This window comes from Yersinia antarctica, from assembly GCF_056636475.1.
The window spans coordinates 3,297,641-3,317,381 of the sequence record NZ_JBSJQF010000001.1; the positions used below are offsets into that span (position 1 = coordinate 3,297,641).

The window sequence follows — 19,741 nt, forward strand, 5'->3', positions numbered from 1 at the left end:
CAAAAGCCCCTGCAAAGGGGCTTTTTTTATGGCTAAGCGGGAATCAATCTTCGCGTGGGGTAATTTTACCGTAATCCTGCTCATTGTTGCGCGTCAGCCACAGTGACAGCGCTTTCAGAGAGTCTGGGGTAAATTCGTCACAACGGGCAGTGATATCTTCCGGTACCATCCAGCATACTTCTTCAATTTCCTCAGCCTGTAGTGCAAACGGCCCATGGGACACGCAACTGAATAATCCGCCCCATACCCGACAGCACTCTTCTTCAAAATAAAACAGGCCATGTTCGGCAAACGGGACACCGGCTATCCCTAACTCTTCCTCTGCCTCACGCCGCGCAGATTCCAGGTAGTTTTCACCACTCTGCACCACCCCCCCCGCAGTGGCATCCAGTTTACCGGGATAGAAATCTTTACTCTCGGTACGACGTTGTACCAGAATTTTCCCCATTCCATCGTGCACCACAATATAGGTAGCACGGTGGCGTAGTCGTTGAGCTCTCATTTGTTGACGGCTGGATTGAGCAATAACGTCATTTTGCTCATCAACAATATCAACCCACTCGATGACTGCTGCTGGATTTTGCTCCACCATCCTCTGAAACCTTCTATCTGGGCGCGGTGAGACTCGCGCAATTGTTAATTATATGTTTACCCTCTGACATAACGTCAATAACTTTGGGTAACTAACTATTTATAATAGTTTTTTTAAAATTCAATTGGGTGACAGATTCATCATTATGTAGGGTCAAAACCTGTAAAATCCCCTCGTCTAACATGCCATAACTTGCCGGGTACCCACCTTTGGGGATACTGACCGAACCTGGATTAAAGCAAATAACCTCTCCCTGCCACCGAGCTTCAGGCAGATGAGTATGACCATAGACTAAGACATCACCATTACGCAACGGAGGAAGTGCGCCAGGGTGATAAAGGTGACCATGCGTCAAAAATAGACGGGTTTCTGGCATAATAATCTGCTGCCAACCCGCCATCATCGGGAACTGCAATAGCATCTGATCCACTTCACTGTCGCAGTTGCCACGAACCGCAATGATCCTTTCTTTATAGGCATTAAGGCGCTGTGCCACCTCTGCTGGCTGATAACCCGCGGGCAACGCATTGCGTGGCCCGTGGTTAAGAAAATCACCCAATAGCACCAGCCATTGCGCACCACTGCGCTCGAAGGTAGCCAGCACCTTTTCCGTTGCGGGCAACGAACCATGCAGGTCAGAAGCAAACATTAACTTCATGATATCGTCTTCTCTTAGGTCTACTCTCAGCAAATCAGGCGACGTAAACGCCATGGCACTCAATGAGAGATAAAAGAAGCCTATTCTATCATCCAATTGATCGGATTAATCCGATAAAAATCGATATCTGTTATGCAAAAATTTTATCGCAAAAAGCAGCGCCGACATGAAAAAATAATATCAGCGCAAGGTGAACGACAATACGAGGAAACCGTTATAATGAGGGCTGAGATACCAATTCATCCAATGTCACAGGATTGAATAAATATCCCTGCATTGCATCAATATTGCTACCCTTAAGTTGCGCCGACTCGTCTTCATTTTCCACGCCCACCACAATGACACCGAGGCAATATTTCTTAATGTTATTGATTAAGATCGGGAAGGTATGCTTATTGTGCTGCCAGAAAAAATGCTTATCGATTTTTACATATTCAAAAATATTGGCTGTGACCGCATTCAAGGTGGAGCCGCCGCTGCCCAAATCATCCAGCCATAACGGATACCGCTGCGCCAATTCCCGTAACAATGGGTTATTCATACCATCGGATAAATTAGAAAAAGTCTCCATGATCTCCAACCGTAGGAAGGGCATCTCATCCAACAACTGGCGCGTTGCGGCATCAGTCACAATCACTCCCGCCAAATCAAAATCAATATTGATTGAGAGCAAAACATGGTGAGTGATAAACCAAGCGCTATAGGCTTTTACTGCACGCAATTGATCCTGGAATAAATTAGTCTTTCCGTCGACATCTAATTCTTTAATAAACTTTTCAACATCGATGGGCAAATCAACCGATTTAGCTGAAAATCGGCTTAATAGCTCTACTGCCAGTAAGCTACCATCTTGTCTATGTATGGGTTCGCATACATAAGAACAATTAACTTCGATATTTAGCTTCATGCGCACCTGAAAAAGTGTATGGACAACAATGAGATCACAACCAGATCTCAGCCGGAGGATTTATAAGCCACCGTGAGTTTTTATAAAACACCCAATATTTATTTATAAAACATCCAAACTTCACAAGGGAAAAGGCCAACTGCCCTCTCGTCCATTCAGGTTAGTCTGTTCACTCTAGCAGAAATTCGCAAAATCAGTGTTTTAAAAATAATCAGCGTATGGCTTATAGTCGTTCTTGTTGCTCAGAAAAAATAACCATTTCGGCCGTTTTCTACCGTCGAAGTGGTATTACTTAAGCACTCAATACCGTATTAATCGGACAGATTGGTGCATTTATTTAGTTAAAATTTTTTATTTTTCCAAATGATGTGACTCACCAGACGCTCTGATGAGATAAAAATTTTAATCTCAAGATATGCTCAGTATCGTAGGAGAAGAGCGTAGGTTAGCCTATGCTGAAAGAGACACCAGACTGCCACTATTCAGGCATCAAGTAAGTTATTTGGGTAAGTGAACGCAGATAACACCTCTGCGGCTTCAAATTAAGAAGGGAATAAATGGAGGTTGGCTATGCGTATATTAATAACCGGAGCTACAGGCCTAATAGGGCGCAGTCTGACTGCCTTCCTTTTATCGCAAGCCCATCAAGTAACCGCACTGACCCGTGACACTCAGCGGGCAAATCAGGTACTCGGCGCACAAGTCACCTGCTGGTCAACGCTGGATGATAAACATGATCTCAATGGTTTTGATGCAGTAATCAACCTGGCCGGTGAGCCTATTGCGGAAAAACGCTGGACCCCGCAGCAAAAAGAGATTCTATGCCAAAGCCGCTGGCAGATAACCGAGCGCCTGACCACGCTAATACAGGCCAGCACGACACCGCCAGCAGTATTTATTTCAGGGTCCGCCGTTGGCTTTTATGGTGATCAGGGGCAAGCTCTGGTTACCGAAGAAGAGACGCCACATGATGAATTTACCCATCAGTTGTGCGAACGCTGGGAAAATCTGGCTCGGGCGGCTGAAAGTAGTCATACCCGTGTTTGCCTGTTACGCACCGGTATTGTATTAGCGCCACACGGCGGTGCACTAGCCAAAATGGTCCCGCTATTACGTCTTGGATTGGGTGGCCCGATAGGGGATGGTCGCCAATATCTACCCTGGATCCATATCGATGATATGGTACATGGTATCCATTATTTGCTGACCACCGATGGCCTCAAGGGTCCATTTAATATGGTTTCGCCTTATCCGGTACATAACGAGCAATTTATTGCCACTCTGGCCGATGTGTTAGACAGACCAGCGGTTATCCGCACACCTGCCGCCGCGATTCGTTTATTACTGGGTGAATCCGCAGCGTTAGTGCTGGGCGGGCAACGGGCAGTGCCGAAACGATTGGAAGAGGCCGGTTTTGGTTTTCGTTATTTTGAATTGGAAGAAGCACTGCGCAATGTGCTGCACAAACCCTCAGCTTAATCAAACTGCTGCGGGATAGATAAAATCGCTATCCCGCAGAGATGTTACTTCAGTGCACCAGAAAGGAACTGCTGCAAGCGGGTACTCTTTGGGTTACCAAAAAGTTCAGCCGGCGGGCCTTCCTCTTCAATTACGCCTTTGTGTAAAAAGATAACATGGCTGGAGACATGACGGGCAAACTCCATTTCATGGGTTACCACCACCATAGTTTTCCCCTCCTCTGCCAGCTTTTGCATAATACGCAATACTTCGCCGACTAATTCAGGATCCAGTGCGGAGGTGGGTTCATCAAACAGTAATACATCCGGTTCCATCGCCAATGCCCGGGCAATGGAGACGCGTTGCTGTTGCCCACCAGATAGGTGCACCGGATATTTGGCGCGTGCGCGCTCATCAATTCCGACTTTATCCAGATAACGGATAGCTCGCTCTTTGGCTACTGACTTACTCAGCCCCAAGACTTGAACCGGCGCCTCCATCACATTTTCCAACACCGTCATATGGCTCCACAAATTAAAATGTTGGAATACCATCGTCAGGCGAGTGCGTAACAGTTGCAGCTCTTTTTTATCAAAAACTTTCAACTGCCCATCTTTATCTCGTACCAAACGGATATCACGATTATTTACACTAATCGAGCCTTCACTGGGTTTTTCCAAAAAGTTGATACAGCGTAAAAAAGTGCTTTTCCCTGAACCGGAAGAACCAATAATGGAGATAACATCCCCTGCTTTAGCTGAAAGTGAAACGCCCTTGAGTACTTCGTGTTCACCGTAATGCTTATGCAATTCCGTCACAGACAGTTTGGTTTCAGCTATTTTAGTTTCTAATGTGTCAGTCATAAGGTCTCCGTACTTAATGCGATGCCTGAGGTTTTATATGAGCCAGCCAACGTTTCTCTGCCTGGCGGAACAGGCTAATTAGCGTAAAGGAGATAATCAGATAAAGTACGGCAGCAATACCAAAAGCATAAAACGGCTGATAAGTTGCGGCGTTAATATCTCGCGCTATTTTCAGAATATCTGGCACTGTGGCAGTAAATGCCAGAGCGGTAGAGTGCAGCATTAAGATTACCTCATTACTGTAGGCCGGTAAGGCAATACGCAGTGCAGAAGGTAAAATAATACAGCGATACAATTTAAAACGTGAAAAACCATAGGCTCTGGCGGCTTCGATTTCACCGTGTGGCACCGAACGAATGGCACCGGCGAAAATCTCAGTGGTATAAGCACAGGTATTCAGTGTCAGCGCCAAAATAGTGCAATTCAAGCCACTGCGGAAAAAGGCATTTAACAGGTCATTGCCTCGGACAATCTCTAAACTGTACATACCGGAATAGAATACCAATAATTGTACATATAGAGGCGTGCCACGAAAGATATAAGTAAAAACCCAGACCGGTAAACGAATCCAACGCCGTTCGGCTACCCTTGCGACTGCCAAAGGAATTGCCAGTAACCCGCCCATCACTACCGAGGAAATAAGTAACCATAAGGTGACAGCCATCCCGGTAAAGCGGTAGCCATCGCTCCAGAGCAACGCTTGCCAATATTGTTGCAGGATTTCTATCATAGCTCAGCCCTCTTCACCCCATGGGAATAGCGCCGTTCTAGCCACAGTAATACGCCATTCGATACCGTGGTGAAGATGAGATAGACCACTCCGGCCACTAAAGCGAAGAAAAACGGCTGGTAAGTCCCTTTGCCTGCCAACTGTGTGGCCTTAACCACATCATTTAATCCCAGAATAGAGACCAGTGCCGTTGCCTTTAGAATGACTTGCCAGTTATTGCCAATACCCGGCAGTGCGTAGCGCATCATGGCAGGAAACATGATTCTGCGGAAAATCTGGCTAGGGGTGAAACCAAATGCCGTCGCTGCCTCAATTTGGCCGCTGGGTACGGCCATATATGCGCCACGGAAGGTTTCAGTGAAATAAGCACCATAGATAAAGCCAAGGGTAATAATCCCAGCGGAGAGAGGATCAATATTGATTTGTTCAAAACCAATTGATTCAGTAATGCTATTTAGGGTTATCTGCAAACCATAGAAGATAAGCAGCATTAAGACTAAATCGGGTACACCACGGATAAGTGTGGTGTAACACTCAAACAAGCCAGATAACAGCCGGTTTGATGATAACTTTCCACCGGCACCAATCAAGCCGATAATCACTGACAGCAGCACTGAACACAGTGCCAACTCCAGCGTCACCAGCGCACCTTCAAATATCAGTTTCGAATATCCATCCAGCATCTGGGTTATCCTGTTTTACTGAGTAAGGAGTCTGGTTAATTGCTATGTTTAATTGCATGTAGAGGCCCCTGCCACTCTTGGCAGAGGCTCTAACGGCAAAGGTGCTTAACCGCCGTAAACATCAAAATCGAAATACTTTTTCGCGAGCTTGTCGTAGGTGCCATCTTTGCGCATTTCTGCAAAGGCTTTATCCAGCGCCGCTTTCAGTTCCGCATCATCTTTACGCAAGCCCATACCGGTACCTACGCCAAAGAACTGATCATTTTTTACTGATGGGCCAGCGAAAGCATAGCCTTTACCCGCTTCTTGTTTCAGGAAACCTTCACTGCCTGCAACTTCATCCTGGAAAGCCGCATCAATGCGCCCTGAAGCCAAGTCAGCGTAGATCAAGTCCTGATTTTGATAGGCAACCACATCGATACCTTTTGGCTGCCACTCAGCATTGGCGAATGCTTCCTGCGTAGAGCCTTGCAACACCCCAACACGTTTGCCTTTCAAGGCGACTAATGTTGGCTCTATTTTACTGTCTTTGGTCGCGATTAAACGGGCATTGGCAGCGTAGAGTTTGTCGGTGAAAGCAATCTCTTTCTGGCGTTTTTCCGTGATGGAGAGTGAGGAGATAATGGCATCGATTTTTTTGGCTTTGAGTGATGGGATTAATGCATCGAAGTCACTTTCAACAAAAGTACATTTAGTATCGATACGTTTGCATAACTCTTTTGCTATATCGATATCAAAACCTACCAATTCACCACTGGCATTTTTGGATTCAAAAGGAGCATAAGTTGGATCAGTACCAATTTTGACATCTTTCGGAATGGCAGCAAAAGCACTGCTGGCAGCAGCTAATGCTAAGACTAGCGGAAGAACCAACATCTTCTTATTCATACATAACCCTCAAATTGATTTTCGATGCCAGAAAGCGCGTTAATGTTCTGTACAACCCAGAGCGTTCATAAATCAATTTGCAGTAATCGTGCCAGTAATCATCTGGTAGGAAAGCTAATTCCACCACCGCTTAACTAGCACGATCACCACGAAATACAGGCATCAAGTCGTATACAAAAATCGAATACCACACTCATGCCATGATACGCGTTCTAAAACAGGATCATTGTGGTGCATAATCCGCCCCATTTCAGTGCGATGTTGCACAAATGTATCAATTAAGGGAAAAATGTTAATTATTGCCTTGCCATCGTGTAAACAGGTCTTCAGGCAGTTCGATGTCAAATTGATCGATAACCCGATTAACGGTCTGATCAACAATATCTTGAATGGTTTGTGGTCGATGATAAAACGCAGGCATTGGCGGCATAATGGTAGCGCCCAGCTCAGCGGCTTGTACCAGCAGGCGTAAATGCCCTAAATGCAACGGGGTTTCACGCACACATAACACTAGCGGGCGGCGCTCTTTTAAGATCACATCCGCGGCGCGGGTCAGCAAACCCTCGGTATAGCTATGGACAATTCCAGATAACGTTTTGATTGAACAGGGTAAAATAACCATACCTTGCGTTTTGAATGATCCGGATGAGATACAAGCAGCAATGTCACGTGAGTCATGTACAACATCGGCCAGTGCCTGCACATCCTTCACGCTAAATTCCGTTTCCAGCGCCAGCGTCTGGCGCGCCGCATTACTGAGAATAAGATGAGTTTCCACACCCTCGACATGTTGCAGCACCTGTAACAGCCGTACGCCATAAATGGCACCGCTGGCACCGCTAATGCCGATAATAAGTCGTTTCATGGGGTATAGCCTCGCACTGACGTTATGCCTTATAGAGTGAGCATAACATAAAGAAATATCGCCCGACTTTGCCGTATCAAGTACGGATTAGCAAGTTATTGGCCCCGTTTTGCCACAATACCCATGGCCCTCGGCTAGATAACAAAAAAGGTGCACCGCGCCGGAACGCTGGTTGCACCTTTTTGATTCACACTCTGCCGATAACTGAAGATACCCAATAAATTTCAAGTTGCAGCAAGGCACTAAACAGCGACCGCATCGCAAGATCCGTGGATTGGTCGAGGCCAACACATCTGCAACCTGAAAGATAACGGGTATTACCCTTCGTTATGCATCTCCAGATTCTCGGCCTCGTTATGATTACGTAATGCCTGCGCATCATCGTTACGTAACGATTCAAGATATTCCAGATAGCTCTGATCGACATCTTTAGTCACGTAAACGCCGTTAAAGACCGAGCACTCAAACTGGGTGATGTCTGGGTTATCTTCGCGTACTGCCTCGATAAGATCGCTAAGGTCCTGGAAAATCAGTGCATCGGCACCAATCAACTGGCGGATTTCATCCACTTCACGACCATGGGCAATCAATTCGTTCGCACTTGGCATATCAATGCCATACACATTCGGGAAACGAATTTCCGGTGCCGCAGAGGCGAAATAGACCTTCTTCGCCCCAGCCTCACGCGCCATCTCGACAATCTGTTCTGATGTGGTGCCACGCACGATAGAGTCATCCACTAATAAGACGTTCTTATCACGGAACTCTGCGCGGTTGGCATTCAGTTTACGGCGCACAGATTTACGACGTTCCTGCTGACCCGGCATGATAAAGGTACGGCCAACATAACGGTTTTTCACAAACCCCTGGCGGTACGGTTTATCTAGAATACGGGCGATTTCCAGCGCGATATCGCAAGATGTTTCCGGGATAGGAATGACAACATCAATATCCAGATCTTCCCACTGCTTGGCAATTTTGGCACCCAACTTCTGGCCCATGCGCACGCGCGCACTGTAAACAGAAATTTTATCCATAAAGGAGTCTGGGCGAGCAAAATACACATACTCAAACAAGCACGGATTGTATTTCGGATTTTCAGCACACTGGCGGGTAAACAACTGGCCTTTTTCCGTGATATACACAGCTTCGCCCGGCGCAACATCCCGCAGGAATTCAAAGCCAAGGGTATCCAATGCCACACTTTCAGAAGCGACCATATATTCATTGCGGCCATCAACTAACGTGCGTTTACCAATAACCAGCGGGCGAATACCGTTAGGGTCACGGAACGCGACCATCCCGTGGCCGATAATCATCGCAACACAAGCGTATGCCCCACGGATCAACTGATGTGTTGCGGCAACAGCAGCAAAAATATTGTCTGATTCCAATGGATAATGTTGGAAACGGTCCAATTCACTGGCAAAAATATTCAGCAAAATTTCCGAGTCAGAAGTGGTGTTCACATGACGGCGAGAAACTTCGAATAATTTCTTTCTCAGTTGGTGAGCGTTAGTCAGATTACCGTTATGAGCGAGAGTGATGCCAAACGGTGAGTTAACGTAGAAAGGCTGAGCCTCGGAAGCACTGGAACTGCCAGCCGTCGGGTAACGAACATGGCCAATACCCATATTCCCCTGTAAGCGCAGCATATGCCGGGTTTCAAATACATCCTTCACCAAGCCGTTTGCTTTACGCAGCCGGAACCCATTATGGGCATCAATGGTAACGATGCCCGCAGCATCCTGGCCTCGGTGCTGAAGCACCGTCAGCGCATCATAAATCGACTGGTTTACCGGTGCAAAACCGGCGATACCGACAATACCGCACATGTTGTCTTTTCCTCATAAGCCGCTCCGAATCGGTAATTGATTCGGTAAGAAACTCGACGTGCTCTGCAGGTAGTCAAAGAACCACCTGATTATATAACTGAACTGCGGGATTAATTGTGACTGTTTCCAGTCAACACTCTGTGAGAAGCCGGTAAACGTATCCAGAAAGAACAGCATGGCAGAGACTATCAGAACACCTCGCAGCGCGCCAAAACAGACACCCAGCACCCTGTCAGTTCCTGATAAACCAGTACGTTCAACCAACGAACCAATCACATAGTTAACAATAGCCCCGACGATCAATGTCGCGATGAACAAAATGCCGATGGCAATTCCGTTGCGAACTACTTCATCTTCAAAACGCGTGAAATAGACAGCAAGGTAAGTGTAAAAATGGCTGGCAACAAAAAACGCACATCCCCATGTTACAAGTGACAATGCTTCACGGACAAAACCCCGGATTAAGCTGACCAATGCAGAAAATCCGATAATCCCTATAATGACGTAATCAATCCAGACCATGACTATTCCAATGACGAAATCGCCGCTGCATCCTGTTCGCGGCGAATTCTAACAGAAAAAGAAAACGTTTGCGTAGGGGAATTCTTACCCGCGACAAATTAAAGTGCGGCGATTTTAAAAACAACAATCGCCGCACAAACTTAGCTCAAAAACCCCGTACACCCTGATATCTTAACTCTCGGCATAAACCTTAACGCGCCGTGCCATAGGGCTTAACTTGCCCATTCAGGCCGCTTAATGAATTAAGCTCTGGCAGCGCAGATTGCAATTTTTGTTTTGACGCATCTGGCCCGACATACACACGGGTTATTTGGCCTTGAACCGGCGTTGTAGGCACCGTAAACGCCCGATGACCTGACAAGCGCAGCGTCGCCACGATTTCATTCACTTTAGCTGCGTTTTTCAACGCGCCCAGTTGGACGACATAAGCCTGCCCTACCGGTGCTTTTTCTTCTGTGACCGGTTTAGTTTCCGGCTGAACGTCCGGTTTAACCTCAGGTTTAGGTTTTACTTCCTGCGGTTTTTTCTCTACCGGTAGCGATTTGACCTCAACCGGTTTCTTCTCAACAGGTTTCACCTCAACCGGCTTACTCTGTATCACTGGCGGTGCCACGATAGTCGGTTCAGACGGAGGGTTACCAGCATCATTAGCAGCCTGAGAGGCGGAATCATCTTTGGGGACATCCACGGCTTGCGCCGCACCTTCCGGTGGAGCAATAGGCAGAGGTTGACTGACCGGACCAACCGCATCGATCTCCTGACTATCACCTGGTTTTGGCACTAATGGGATAGCGGCGAACTCATCCTCATAATGCTTCTTTTTACCATCCAGTAGCCCCGGCAGCACAATCACGCCTAACGCCACCAGAATTATGGTCCCGACTAAACGGTTCTGGAACTTACTTGCCACTCGCACTCCCAATTCAATGCCTTGATAAACTCAAGTTGTCACAAATTCAGGCTGTCATAAATCCAATACAGCCATCACATGAGCGACAGTATGGAAAGAACCACAGACAATAACCACATCCTGTGGTTTTGCATCCAACATAGCCTGACGCCAGGCCGTTTCTACATCGCTAAACTGGCGTGATAACTCCAAATGCTCGGCTAATTGCTCCGCCGTCGCCCCACGCGGCCCTTCAAGCGGTGCGCAGTACCATTCATCGACTTGTTCAGATAAACAGGCCAGCGTCCCGCCGATATCTTTATCTGATAGCATACCTACCACAGCCCGTACTTTACCGTGTTTTGGCAATCGAGCCAGCCTGTCGGTGAGATAACGTGCTGCATGCGGGTTATGGGCTACATCCAAAATCAGCAGTGGTTGCTCACTGACAACCTGAAAACGCCCTGGCAAACTGGCAGCCAACAAGCCCTGGCGAATAACCTTATCGCTTAAAGGCAGGCCAGAATAGTGCAATACGGCCAAAGCTGTCGCCGCATTTGCCAAAGGTACGTTTGGTAAGGGTAGATTGGTCCAATGATGGTTGCCACACTGCCAATCCCAGGCATTTTCTTGTTGTTCACCTGGCTGTTGTTGGCTAAACCGCCATGCGTCATCACGGCGATACAGTTGTGCCCCCAATTGCGCCGCAACATCGGCAATCGACTGCGGCATATCCGGTTCGCCAACCACGGCAGGTTTCCCCGCACGGAAAACACCAGCCTTCTCGCGGCCAATGCTTTCTCGATCGAAGCCCAACCAGTCAGTATGGTCTATGGCAATACTGGTAATAGCCGCAACATCAGAATCGACTATATTGGTCGCATCCAAACGTCCACCCAGCCCCACTTCCAGAATCACTACATCAAGCTTAGCCTGCTTAAATAATTGCAGCGCAGATAAGGTGCCAAATTCGAAGTAAGTCAGTGATATACCCGCGCGCCCGGCTTCAATTTGAGCAAAAGAGTGGCTGTGTTCAGCCTCAGACAGTTCTTGCCCCTGAATACGGACTCGCTCGGTGTAACGCAAAAGGTGAGGTGAGCTGTAAACCCCGACCCGCAGACCCGCTGCAAGTAAAATTGATTCCAGGGTACAACAGGTGGTGCCTTTGCCATTAGTACCGGCAACGGTGAAGACTTTTGGGGCAGGGTTAAGCAGATCCAAACGCTCAGCAACCTGTTTAACACGTTCCAGACCCAACTCGATTGGTTGAGAGTGCAAACGTTCAAGATAGTAAAGCCACGCGGCCAAAGGCGACGTGGCTTGGGGAATTTGATGGTTTTTCATGAGTCCCGTCACTGGCCTTTATACCCACCATACTTCAAGCTGCATGTGCGTTGACTGCTTTCGTTGCTCGGCCCCCGTCCATGGACCTCGCCTCTGCGAGGCCGCTGCAAGCAGCGTTCAAATCGGTTCCTGACCGATTTGTCACCCGAATCAATGACTAGCGTCAACTCATCAGGATTATGAGCCTCTAATGAGACTCACCCTGCGGGCCAGCGCAAGCGATGTTCAACATGGTTTACAACCAAGTTGTCACTCAATTGCCGCCTTCCTGCAACTCAAATTATTTTGGGTAAATATTTTCTTTTTTAAAGCTATAAAGCTTAAGTTGCGACAATGCACAACAACCGGGCATCACCTTATCAGGGTGATGCCCGCGTGGATAATCAGGCTTCGGCCTGATTATCCGCCTGAGCAGTATCGGCTTTACTCTCAATCACACTGGGTTGTGGCTGATGCGTTAATTTAGACAAGATGCTGGCAATTGTCTGACGCATCACCGGGCGGCGAACGATCATGTCGATAGCGCCTTTTTCAATCAAGAACTCACTGCGCTGGAAGCCCGGCGGCAGTTTTTCCCGAACGGTTTGCTCAATAACCCGTGGACCAGCAAAACCGATTAAGGCTTTTGGTTCTGCGATATTGATATCACCCAACATTGCCAGACTGGCGGAGACACCACCCATGGTAGGATCCGTCAGCACAGAAATGTACGGCAAGCCACGCTCTTGCATTTTAGCCAGAGCAGCACTGGTTTTTGCCATCTGCATCAGTGACATCAATGCTTCTTGCATACGAGCACCACCACTGGAGGAGAAGCACACCAACGGGCAATTATCTTCCAGCGCCTGCTCAACTGCACGCACAAAACGGGCACCCACCACTGACGCCATTGACCCACCCATAAAGGCAAATTCAAATGAAGCGGCAACGATCGGCATCCCTTGTAAGGTCCCTTTCATGGCAACCAAAGCGTCTTTTTCGCCGGTATCTTTTTGTGCGGCAGAAATGCGATCTTTATACTTTTTGGAATCCTTGAATTTCAGGATATCCTTCGGCTCCAGTTCGCTACCCAATTCAACTTCACTGCCTGCATCCAGTAGCATATGTAACCGTGCACGGGCTGTCATACGCATATGGTGATCACACTTAGGACAAACTTCTAGATTACGCTCTAACTCGGCACGGTAAAGCACCTGACCGCAACTGTCACATTTCGTCCACACCCCTTCAGGAATACTCGCTTTACGGGTTTGTGTAATATTGCTTTTGTTAAGAATTCGTTCAATCCAGCTCATCGATGACCTTTCTGTTTGAACCTGGCTGTTGCCAGTCCGCTGTTCATGCTTTAACCATCTCCCTGAAAACATCCCAACAAAAAATGCCTGAGATACACGCCATTACAACGTGGCTAAGGCACTGGAACTCGGGTTGTCCGCAGGAACAGACCATAAATGTCACTCATTAAACCATATTGGCTCGACAGTGTAGATAAAAAACTGGTCGAACCCACGGCTTAGGTAACGTTTTTACTGATTTTTTTGCCGTGATTGCGCGCGCCGATGCCGCCATACCTCAAATACACCCGGCAAAATTGACACCACAATAATGGCAACAATTAGCAATTTCAGATTGTTCTGCACGATAGGTACGTTACCAAACAGATAACCAGCATAGGTGAATAACAGTACCCATACCAACGCCCCAATCACGTTATAAGCCGCAAAGTGGCGATAAGACATTTTACCCATTCCGGCGACAAACGGCGCAAAAGTGCGGATAATCGGGACAAAACGTGCCAAAACAATCGCTTTACCGCCATGTTTTTCGTAGAACTGATGGGTTTTTTCCAGATAGCTGCGGCGGAAAATTTTGGAGTCCGGGTTACTGAATAGTTTCTCTCCGAACACCCGCCCAATGGTGTAGTTAATAGCATCGCCCAAAATAGCGGCGGTAACCATCAGTGCCACCATAATGTGCACATTGATATCATTGGACGGTAATGCTGCCAACGCACCGGCCACAAACAGCAAAGAATCTCCTGGCAGGAACGGCGTCACCACCAGACCGGTTTCACAGAATAAGATCAGGAATAAAATGGCGTAAACCCAAACCCCATACTGCGCCACCAGCTCCGCCAGATGGACATCAATATGCAAAATAAAATCAATAACGAAACGTATAAATTCCATAAATACTCTCAAATGGTAAACATACTTGTGCTTTGAGTGAGTGAGATTAGCTGAACTTCCTTAGGTATTCCTTAGCCCAAGGCGACCTCACTCATCAATGTAGAGAAATCAGTCGTCTGCCAAAAAAAGGGGTCCCATTGGCGCTGTTGGTAGCGCAAAACGTTCGGGGTAATCAACCGCGACTAAATACAACCCTTCGGCTTTCGCTGTTGCCGCAGCACGTGATCGGTCTTTCAGTGCCAGCAACTGGGCCATCCAGTTGACATCCTGATTACCACAGCCAATCTCAATCAAGCTACCAACAATATTACGCACCATATGATGAACAAAAGCGTTGGCCTTGATATCTACCACGATATACGCGCCATGTCGGGTAACTTTGACATGTTTTACATTTCGCCATGGGGTACGCGACTGGCACTGTATCGCACGAAACGAGGTAAAATCATTCTCGCCGAGTAAACATTGCGCCGCTCGTTCCATTTTTTCAGCATCCAGCGGCAGGTAGCAATGGGTTACCCCTTGCGCCAACACCGCTGGACGATAGCGATGGTTAAAGATGATATAGCGATAACGGCGGGCAGTAGCGCTGAAACGGGCGTGAAAATCGTCATCCACTGTTTTTATCCAGCGTACGGCGATATCTGGAGGTAAATGGCTATTGACCCCCATCGTCCAGGCGGCATCTTTACGCACCGCCGAGGTGACAAAATGCACCACCTGCCCGGTGGCATGTACACCAGCATCAGTGCGCCCAGCACAAAATACGCCAATGGATTCATCGGCAACTTTTGACAAGGCAGCCTCCAAACAAGCCTGCACACTGGCAACCTCCAACTGCCGTTGCCAGCCGAAATAGCGGCTGCCGTTATATTCAATACCCAGCGCAATTTTTATACCGGCCGTTTCAGCCACTATGTCTTGTGGCTGAGCCAACTCGAGTTCGGACATCAGTACAGTTGCTCCTGCAACAGGTGCTCCGCCGTTTCAATCGCCATCAATGCGCCACCAAAACGAATGTTGTCGGCCACTGACCAGAACTGCAACACTTCGGGAATGCCATAGTCATTACGCACACAACCAATACTCAGCACCTCACTGCCCGAGGCATCACTGACCTGTGTTGGATAATCATCCTCTTCAGATAATTGGATATCTTCGCAATTTTCCAGTTCGCTGCGCGCTTCATCTGCGGAGATTGGGCGCAAGGCTTCCAGATGAACCACTTGTGCCTGACCGTAAAATACCGGTGATTGAATGCAACTCACCGAGATAGGCAGACCTTCGTCTTGCAATACTTTACGCACCTGATCAACCAGACGGCGCTCTTCACGCACACTGCCCTCTTCATCAGCCAGCAACGGCAACACGTTAAATGCCAGTTGTTTGGCGAAGATACTTGGCTCCGCAGGAATGCCATTTAACAACTTGGCACTTTGACCGGCCAGATCGTCCACAGCGGCCTTGCCATGGGCGGAGGCTGAAATCAATGCAGTGACATGCACGCGGGACAAGCCAGCCTGTTCCGTCAGTGGTTTAATCGCCGTCAGCAACTGGCTGGTCAGGCTATCGGCTACCGCCACAATATTGCGATTGCGATATTCTGCCAGCACCTGAGGATTCACACTTGGCACCACCAGCGGTACATCTGGTTCCATCGCGAACAGGCCACTGCTGTCGATAACCAGGCAACCGGCATTCGCCGCTTCTTCCGCATAGAGTTGTGAGGCTTCGCGCCCGGCAACAAAGAAAGCTAACTGCGCCTGAGACCAGTCAAATTCAGCAACATTTTCAACCAGTAAACTTTTACCATTAAAGCGCACAGAAGCACCGGCGCTGCGTTCGCTGGCCAGCGGATACAATTCACCAACCGGGAACTGGCGCTCATTTAACAGCTCCAGCAAAGCTTCACCTACTGCGCCCGTTGCTCCTAACAGAGCAATATTCCAGCCGTCAGACATGTTGGTTTTCTCCACTAACGTTCATTAAATTACAAGGGTTCATTCAGATACTAAGATCGATTGAAAGAGAAAGGCGGTAAAAAAACCGCCTGACAATCAATAAATTAACGTTTATACCGCGCTTATAATAACTGTGTACTAAAGCCTAATTTCTGCAACAGTTCAGCACTGGCAGCATCATCGCACTGCACGCAGAGTGATGACCACTCACGGCGTTCCTGATAGTGCTTACGCAGCCGATCAAACTCACCGGGGATACCGGCCACATGGCGCAGTGGCGCATCATCGCGGCGCACATCATACACCAAGTGCATCAATCGTTTTAATTTGCCTTCATCCAACGCACCGTTCAGTCTCAAGTGGCTAAACTCCGGTTGAGGCAATAAAGAAGCTAGCTCTACCGACTGCGGCTGCCCCAGATGTTGACTAAAAGCTTCAAACACTTGTGTGGTACCACGTGCTTTACCTTCCAGCGTATAGCCGGCGATATGTGGCGTCCCGATATCAATCCGCCCTAACAGCGGCAAAGATAATTCCGGTTCCGGTTCCCATACATCCAGAACCACGCTGAGTTTTTTACCTTTTTCCAACGCACCAAGCAGCGCAGCATTATCCACCACGGCTCCGCGGCAGGCATTAATCAGAATACGGCCATCCGGCAAGGCTGCCAGTAATTCATCGTCCGCCATGTGCAGGCTTTGATAAGGGCCGGTTTTATTCAACGGCGTATGGAAAGTGAGAACATCTGCCTCTCGCACCAGTTTTTCCAGCGGCCAGAAAGTGTCGTTATCACCTCTGTCTGCTCGTGGTGGATCGCACAGTAAAGTCCGCACACCAAGGGCTTGTAGCCTGGTATTCAATCTGGCCCCGACATTCCCCACCCCAATAATACCGACAGTTTTGTCACGCAATTGGAAACCATCACGTTCGGCCATCATCATCAGTGCGGAAAAAACATATTCCACAACCGCAATGGCATTACAACCGGGAGCTGCGGAGAAACCGATTCCCTGTTGCTGTAGCCAGTTATCGTCGACATGATCGGTACCGGCGGTTGCCGTGCCCACAAAGCCAATTGACGTACCTTGCAGCAACGCCTCATTCACTTTGGTAACCGAGCGCACCATCAGTGCGTCAGCATTAGCCAGTGCTTCACGGGGGATTGGCCGCCCCGGCACTGCCTGTACCTCACCTAAACGCCGAAATAGCACATCTGCGTACGGCATATTCTCATCAACCAGGATTTTCACTTTATTCTCCGGCAGCTTACTGCCCTATAGATGAAAAGCAGGGACTTAGTATATACCCAAAGAAGTTAGAGTTGCAGCCAACCCCCTACAGCTTCAGGATGAAGACGATCCCCAAAATCATTGGCGTTGCAGGTAGGCGGCAATTGAGTGACAACTTGGTTGTAAACCATGTTGAACATCGCTTGCGCTGGCCCGCAGGGTGAGTCTCATTAGAGGCTCATAATCCCGATGAGCTGACTCAAGTCAGTGATTCGGGTGCGTGAGCATAGCCAACACCCCTGCGGCGTCAAGGATGAAGGGGATTGTTGCGACGAAAACGCTCCGGCGTAGTCCCTGCAATTTGCTGGAACATGGCGATAAAAGCCGATGAGGAGCTATACCCAACATCCAGTGCGACACTTTGCACGGTTTTGCCCTTTTCTAACAATGAGATCGCATGTAAAAAACGCAGCCGCTGCCGCCATTCGCTAAAAGCCATACCCAGTTCTTGTTGGCAGCGGCGCGATAACGTCCGCTCGGTGGTATAGACCCGCTTAGCCCACTGCGCCAGCGAGGTATTGTCCGCCGGGCAGCGCTCTAGCGCCGCCAGAATAGGTGACAGTAATTTATCCTGTGAGGTGGGCAGATAGGTGCGTTGTACCGGTGACAACCTGAGTTGATCAATTAATACGTGGGCTAAGCGCATATCTTGCTCGCTTTCCGGCATCAATAAACCACGGGAGAAGCAATCTTCCACAATGGTATTAAAGATTGGACTGACATTAATCAGGCAAGCTGATAGCGGTAACTCATCACACAGCGTAGGTGCAATATCAATGGCACGAAATTGCATCGGCTTACGGTTATGGCTGGAGTGCTCCATGCCGGCCGGTATCCAGACACTGAATTCAGGGGGGGCCAGAAAACGCTGCCCGCCGATACTCATCGCTACCACACCTGACTTTACGCAGATCAACTGCCCGTAAGGATGGGTATGCGGCAAAAACTCAGTATTGGCATTAAAGGCCTCACAGCGAAAGGAAAGGCTCAGTGGCACGGTTGTGGCAACCACCGGGAAAGAGGGTTCTGCCATCGTGAACTGTCTCCTGTAAAAAATGATTCCTGCCGAGATTGTCCTAATCGCAGCAGTTATTGTCTGATTTTCAGTATATAGAATAAATCAGACAACTGTAGACTACGTCACATGTTATTTAGATGAGAATTATTATCATGAATATGTTATTCCCCCTGTTCGCGGTGATCATCTGGTCCATCAATGCCGTAGTCAGTAAGGTCTCTGCCACCGCAATTGATCCCGCCGCCATCTCGTTTTATCGCTGGGTGCTGGCGTTGCTAACGTTAACCCCATTCTTGCTGCTGGGTGTTATCCGCAATTGGCAGGCAATCCGCGTTTATTGGTGGAAATTGATGATATTGGGGATGCTGGGGATGGTGCTGTACCAAAGCCTGGCGTACTACGCGGCTCACAGTGTTAGCGCCCTGTTTATGGGGATTCTCAGTTCGTTAATTCCCTTACTGACTGTGCTTATTAGCATTGTGGTGTTACGAGTCGCCCCCACGGTAGGCATTGCATTAGGTAGCGTGCTGTCATTAGGGGGACTAGTGTGGTTGGTTAGTGCAGGTAACCCGGCACAACTGTTGCAACATGGTATCGGCAAAGGCGAATTGATGATGTTCGGCGCATCGGCATCCTATGCGCTGTATGGCGTATTAACCAAACGCTGGGCGATTCAATTACCCAACTGGCAGTCCCTTTATATGCAGATCGTTTTCGGCGTGGTGCTATTATTGCCTAATTTCCTGATGGCTTCAGATGTGCAATTGACGGCGCAGAATATTCCATTGGTGCTATTTGCTGGGATCCCAGCCTCAATTATTGCGCCTTATTTGTGGATCCACGGTGTGATGCGGTTAGGGGCAAATACTGCGTCGATATTTATGAATCTGACACCGGTATTTACCGCCATTATTGCCGTGGCCTTCCTTCATGAGCAATTACACAGCTATCACCTGATTGGCGGGGGTATCACGCTGGCTGGGGTGATATTAGCTCAGCGCCTGCGCACCCCATTGCGAAGAGCGGCGGCGCAGTAAAAATAAGGTAGCG

Annotated in this window: 20 protein-coding genes; 2 read left to right on the forward strand and 18 right to left on the reverse strand. The window is 48.4% G+C overall.

Annotated features, from left to right (window positions below; all coding sequences use genetic code 11):
* Positions 1-43: 43 nt before the first annotated feature.
* From yfcD to ACWJJO_RS15305, 3 genes are all read right to left on the reverse strand, one after another.
* Positions 44-592 (reverse strand): NUDIX hydrolase YfcD, encoded by a 549-nt coding sequence (gene yfcD, locus ACWJJO_RS15295; RefSeq protein WP_083158246.1) that lies wholly within the window; start codon positions 590-592, stop codon positions 44-46.
* Between the two features lie 91 nt (positions 593-683).
* On the reverse strand, positions 684-1,250 hold the full coding sequence (gene yfcE, locus ACWJJO_RS15300; RefSeq protein WP_372569384.1) for a phosphodiesterase: 567 nt from the start codon (positions 1,248-1,250) through the stop codon (positions 684-686).
* 214 nt (positions 1,251-1,464) lie between these two features.
* Positions 1,465-2,157 (reverse strand): EAL domain-containing protein, encoded by a 693-nt coding sequence (locus ACWJJO_RS15305; RefSeq protein ID WP_193784623.1) that lies wholly within the window; start codon positions 2,155-2,157, stop codon positions 1,465-1,467.
* Between the two features lie 570 nt (positions 2,158-2,727).
* Here ACWJJO_RS15305 and ACWJJO_RS15310 point away from each other — a divergent pair.
* Positions 2,728-3,636 (forward strand): TIGR01777 family oxidoreductase, encoded by a 909-nt coding sequence (locus tag ACWJJO_RS15310; RefSeq protein WP_481091208.1) that lies wholly within the window; start codon positions 2,728-2,730, stop codon positions 3,634-3,636.
* Positions 3,637-3,680: 44 nt separating this feature from the next.
* Here the strand turns inward: ACWJJO_RS15310 and hisP are convergent, their stop codons facing one another.
* The 15 genes from hisP to ACWJJO_RS15385 all read right to left on the reverse strand — a co-directional run bounded on the left by hisP (position 3,681) and on the right by ACWJJO_RS15385 (position 18,706).
* Entirely contained in the window at positions 3,681-4,478 is a 798-nt protein-coding gene (gene hisP, locus ACWJJO_RS15315; protein WP_005192680.1) for a histidine ABC transporter ATP-binding protein HisP, read from the reverse strand.
* A 13-nt stretch (positions 4,479-4,491) separates the two neighbouring features.
* The gene (locus ACWJJO_RS15320) at positions 4,492-5,208 is read right to left on the reverse strand and encodes an ABC transporter permease (protein WP_083158242.1); all 717 of its coding nucleotides are present in this window, start codon (positions 5,206-5,208) and stop codon (positions 4,492-4,494) included.
* The gene (locus ACWJJO_RS15325; protein ID WP_083158241.1) at positions 5,205-5,891 is read right to left on the reverse strand and encodes a histidine ABC transporter permease HisQ; all 687 of its coding nucleotides are present in this window, start codon (positions 5,889-5,891) and stop codon (positions 5,205-5,207) included. The genes ACWJJO_RS15320 and ACWJJO_RS15325 overlap by 4 nt, the downstream gene beginning before the upstream one ends.
* Before the next feature lie 105 nt (positions 5,892-5,996).
* Positions 5,997-6,779 (reverse strand): histidine ABC transporter substrate-binding protein HisJ, encoded by a 783-nt coding sequence (hisJ, locus tag ACWJJO_RS15330; protein ID WP_083158240.1) that lies wholly within the window; start codon positions 6,777-6,779, stop codon positions 5,997-5,999.
* A gap of 292 nt (positions 6,780-7,071) precedes the next feature.
* The gene (locus ACWJJO_RS15335) at positions 7,072-7,644 is read right to left on the reverse strand and encodes a UbiX family flavin prenyltransferase (protein ID WP_083158239.1); all 573 of its coding nucleotides are present in this window, start codon (positions 7,642-7,644) and stop codon (positions 7,072-7,074) included.
* 317 nt (positions 7,645-7,961) lie between these two features.
* Positions 7,962-9,479, reverse strand: a complete 1,518-nt coding sequence (gene purF, locus ACWJJO_RS15340) for an amidophosphoribosyltransferase (protein WP_083158238.1) — start codon at positions 9,477-9,479, stop codon at positions 7,962-7,964.
* 12 nt (positions 9,480-9,491) lie between these two features.
* Positions 9,492-10,001: a colicin V production protein gene (gene cvpA, locus ACWJJO_RS15345; RefSeq protein WP_050112971.1), complete on the reverse strand. Its 510-nt coding sequence runs from the start codon at positions 9,999-10,001 to the stop codon at positions 9,492-9,494.
* A gap of 190 nt (positions 10,002-10,191) precedes the next feature.
* Positions 10,192-10,911 carry a cell division protein DedD gene (dedD, locus tag ACWJJO_RS15350; RefSeq protein ID WP_481091209.1) on the reverse strand — a complete coding sequence of 240 codons (720 nt, stop codon included), beginning with the start codon at positions 10,909-10,911 and terminating at the stop codon, positions 10,192-10,194.
* A 54-nt stretch (positions 10,912-10,965) separates the two neighbouring features.
* The gene (gene folC / locus ACWJJO_RS15355; RefSeq protein ID WP_420072974.1) at positions 10,966-12,234 is read right to left on the reverse strand and encodes a bifunctional tetrahydrofolate synthase/dihydrofolate synthase; all 1,269 of its coding nucleotides are present in this window, start codon (positions 12,232-12,234) and stop codon (positions 10,966-10,968) included.
* A gap of 383 nt (positions 12,235-12,617) precedes the next feature.
* The gene (gene accD / locus ACWJJO_RS15360; protein WP_083158235.1) at positions 12,618-13,529 is read right to left on the reverse strand and encodes an acetyl-CoA carboxylase, carboxyltransferase subunit beta; all 912 of its coding nucleotides are present in this window, start codon (positions 13,527-13,529) and stop codon (positions 12,618-12,620) included.
* Positions 13,530-13,760: 231 nt separating this feature from the next.
* Positions 13,761-14,423, reverse strand: coding sequence for a DedA family protein (locus ACWJJO_RS15365; RefSeq protein ID WP_083158234.1), 663 nt, complete (start codon positions 14,421-14,423; stop codon positions 13,761-13,763).
* Positions 14,424-14,531: 108 nt separating this feature from the next.
* Positions 14,532-15,374 carry a tRNA pseudouridine(38-40) synthase TruA gene (gene truA, locus ACWJJO_RS15370; RefSeq protein WP_083158233.1) on the reverse strand — a complete coding sequence of 281 codons (843 nt, stop codon included), beginning with the start codon at positions 15,372-15,374 and terminating at the stop codon, positions 14,532-14,534.
* The gene (locus tag ACWJJO_RS15375; protein WP_083158232.1) at positions 15,374-16,384 is read right to left on the reverse strand and encodes an aspartate-semialdehyde dehydrogenase; all 1,011 of its coding nucleotides are present in this window, start codon (positions 16,382-16,384) and stop codon (positions 15,374-15,376) included. The genes truA and ACWJJO_RS15375 overlap by 1 nt, the downstream gene beginning before the upstream one ends.
* 122 nt (positions 16,385-16,506) lie before the next feature.
* Entirely contained in the window at positions 16,507-17,634 is a 1,128-nt protein-coding gene (gene pdxB / locus ACWJJO_RS15380; RefSeq protein ID WP_083158231.1) for a 4-phosphoerythronate dehydrogenase PdxB, read from the reverse strand.
* Between the two features lie 286 nt (positions 17,635-17,920).
* Complete coding sequence (locus tag ACWJJO_RS15385) at positions 17,921-18,706, reverse strand: AraC family transcriptional regulator (RefSeq protein WP_372569390.1); 786 nt, start codon at positions 18,704-18,706, stop codon at positions 17,921-17,923.
* Positions 18,707-18,843: 137 nt separating this feature from the next.
* Between ACWJJO_RS15385 and ACWJJO_RS15390 the strand changes: the two genes are divergently transcribed.
* A complete protein-coding gene (locus tag ACWJJO_RS15390; protein ID WP_083158229.1) occupies positions 18,844-19,728 on the forward strand; it encodes a DMT family transporter in 885 nt (294 codons plus the stop codon).
* Positions 19,729-19,741 lie beyond the last annotated feature (13 nt).

Excerpts from the sequence above, each read along its gene's own strand:
- yfcD (WP_083158246.1), bottom strand. The coding sequence starts at position 592 with ATGGTGGAGCAAAATCCAGCAGCAGTCATCGAGTGGGTTGATATTGTT.
- yfcE (WP_372569384.1), bottom strand. The coding sequence starts at position 1,250 with ATGAAGTTAATGTTTGCTTCTGACCTGCATGGTTCGTTGCCCGCAACG.
- ACWJJO_RS15305 (WP_193784623.1), bottom strand. The coding sequence starts at position 2,157 with ATGAAGCTAAATATCGAAGTTAATTGTTCTTATGTATGCGAACCCATA.
- ACWJJO_RS15310 (WP_481091208.1), top strand. The coding sequence starts at position 2,728 with ATGCGTATATTAATAACCGGAGCTACAGGCCTAATAGGGCGCAGTCTG.
- hisP (WP_005192680.1), bottom strand. The coding sequence starts at position 4,478 with ATGACTGACACATTAGAAACTAAAATAGCTGAAACCAAACTGTCTGTG.
- ACWJJO_RS15320 (WP_083158242.1), bottom strand. The coding sequence starts at position 5,208 with ATGATAGAAATCCTGCAACAATATTGGCAAGCGTTGCTCTGGAGCGAT.
- ACWJJO_RS15325 (WP_083158241.1), bottom strand. The coding sequence starts at position 5,891 with ATGCTGGATGGATATTCGAAACTGATATTTGAAGGTGCGCTGGTGACG.
- hisJ (WP_083158240.1), bottom strand. The coding sequence starts at position 6,779 with ATGAATAAGAAGATGTTGGTTCTTCCGCTAGTCTTAGCATTAGCTGCT.
- ACWJJO_RS15335 (WP_083158239.1), bottom strand. The coding sequence starts at position 7,644 with ATGAAACGACTTATTATCGGCATTAGCGGTGCCAGCGGTGCCATTTAT.
- purF (WP_083158238.1), bottom strand. The coding sequence starts at position 9,479 with ATGTGCGGTATTGTCGGTATCGCCGGTTTTGCACCGGTAAACCAGTCG.
- cvpA (WP_050112971.1), bottom strand. The coding sequence starts at position 10,001 with ATGGTCTGGATTGATTACGTCATTATAGGGATTATCGGATTTTCTGCA.
- folC (WP_420072974.1), bottom strand. The coding sequence starts at position 12,234 with ATGAAAAACCATCAAATTCCCCAAGCCACGTCGCCTTTGGCCGCGTGG.
- accD (WP_083158235.1), bottom strand. The coding sequence starts at position 13,529 with ATGAGCTGGATTGAACGAATTCTTAACAAAAGCAATATTACACAAACC.
- ACWJJO_RS15365 (WP_083158234.1), bottom strand. The coding sequence starts at position 14,423 with ATGGAATTTATACGTTTCGTTATTGATTTTATTTTGCATATTGATGTC.
- truA (WP_083158233.1), bottom strand. The coding sequence starts at position 15,374 with ATGTCCGAACTCGAGTTGGCTCAGCCACAAGACATAGTGGCTGAAACG.
- ACWJJO_RS15375 (WP_083158232.1), bottom strand. The coding sequence starts at position 16,384 with ATGTCTGACGGCTGGAATATTGCTCTGTTAGGAGCAACGGGCGCAGTA.
- ACWJJO_RS15385 (WP_372569390.1), bottom strand. The coding sequence starts at position 18,706 with ATGGCAGAACCCTCTTTCCCGGTGGTTGCCACAACCGTGCCACTGAGC.
- ACWJJO_RS15390 (WP_083158229.1), top strand. The coding sequence starts at position 18,844 with ATGAATATGTTATTCCCCCTGTTCGCGGTGATCATCTGGTCCATCAAT.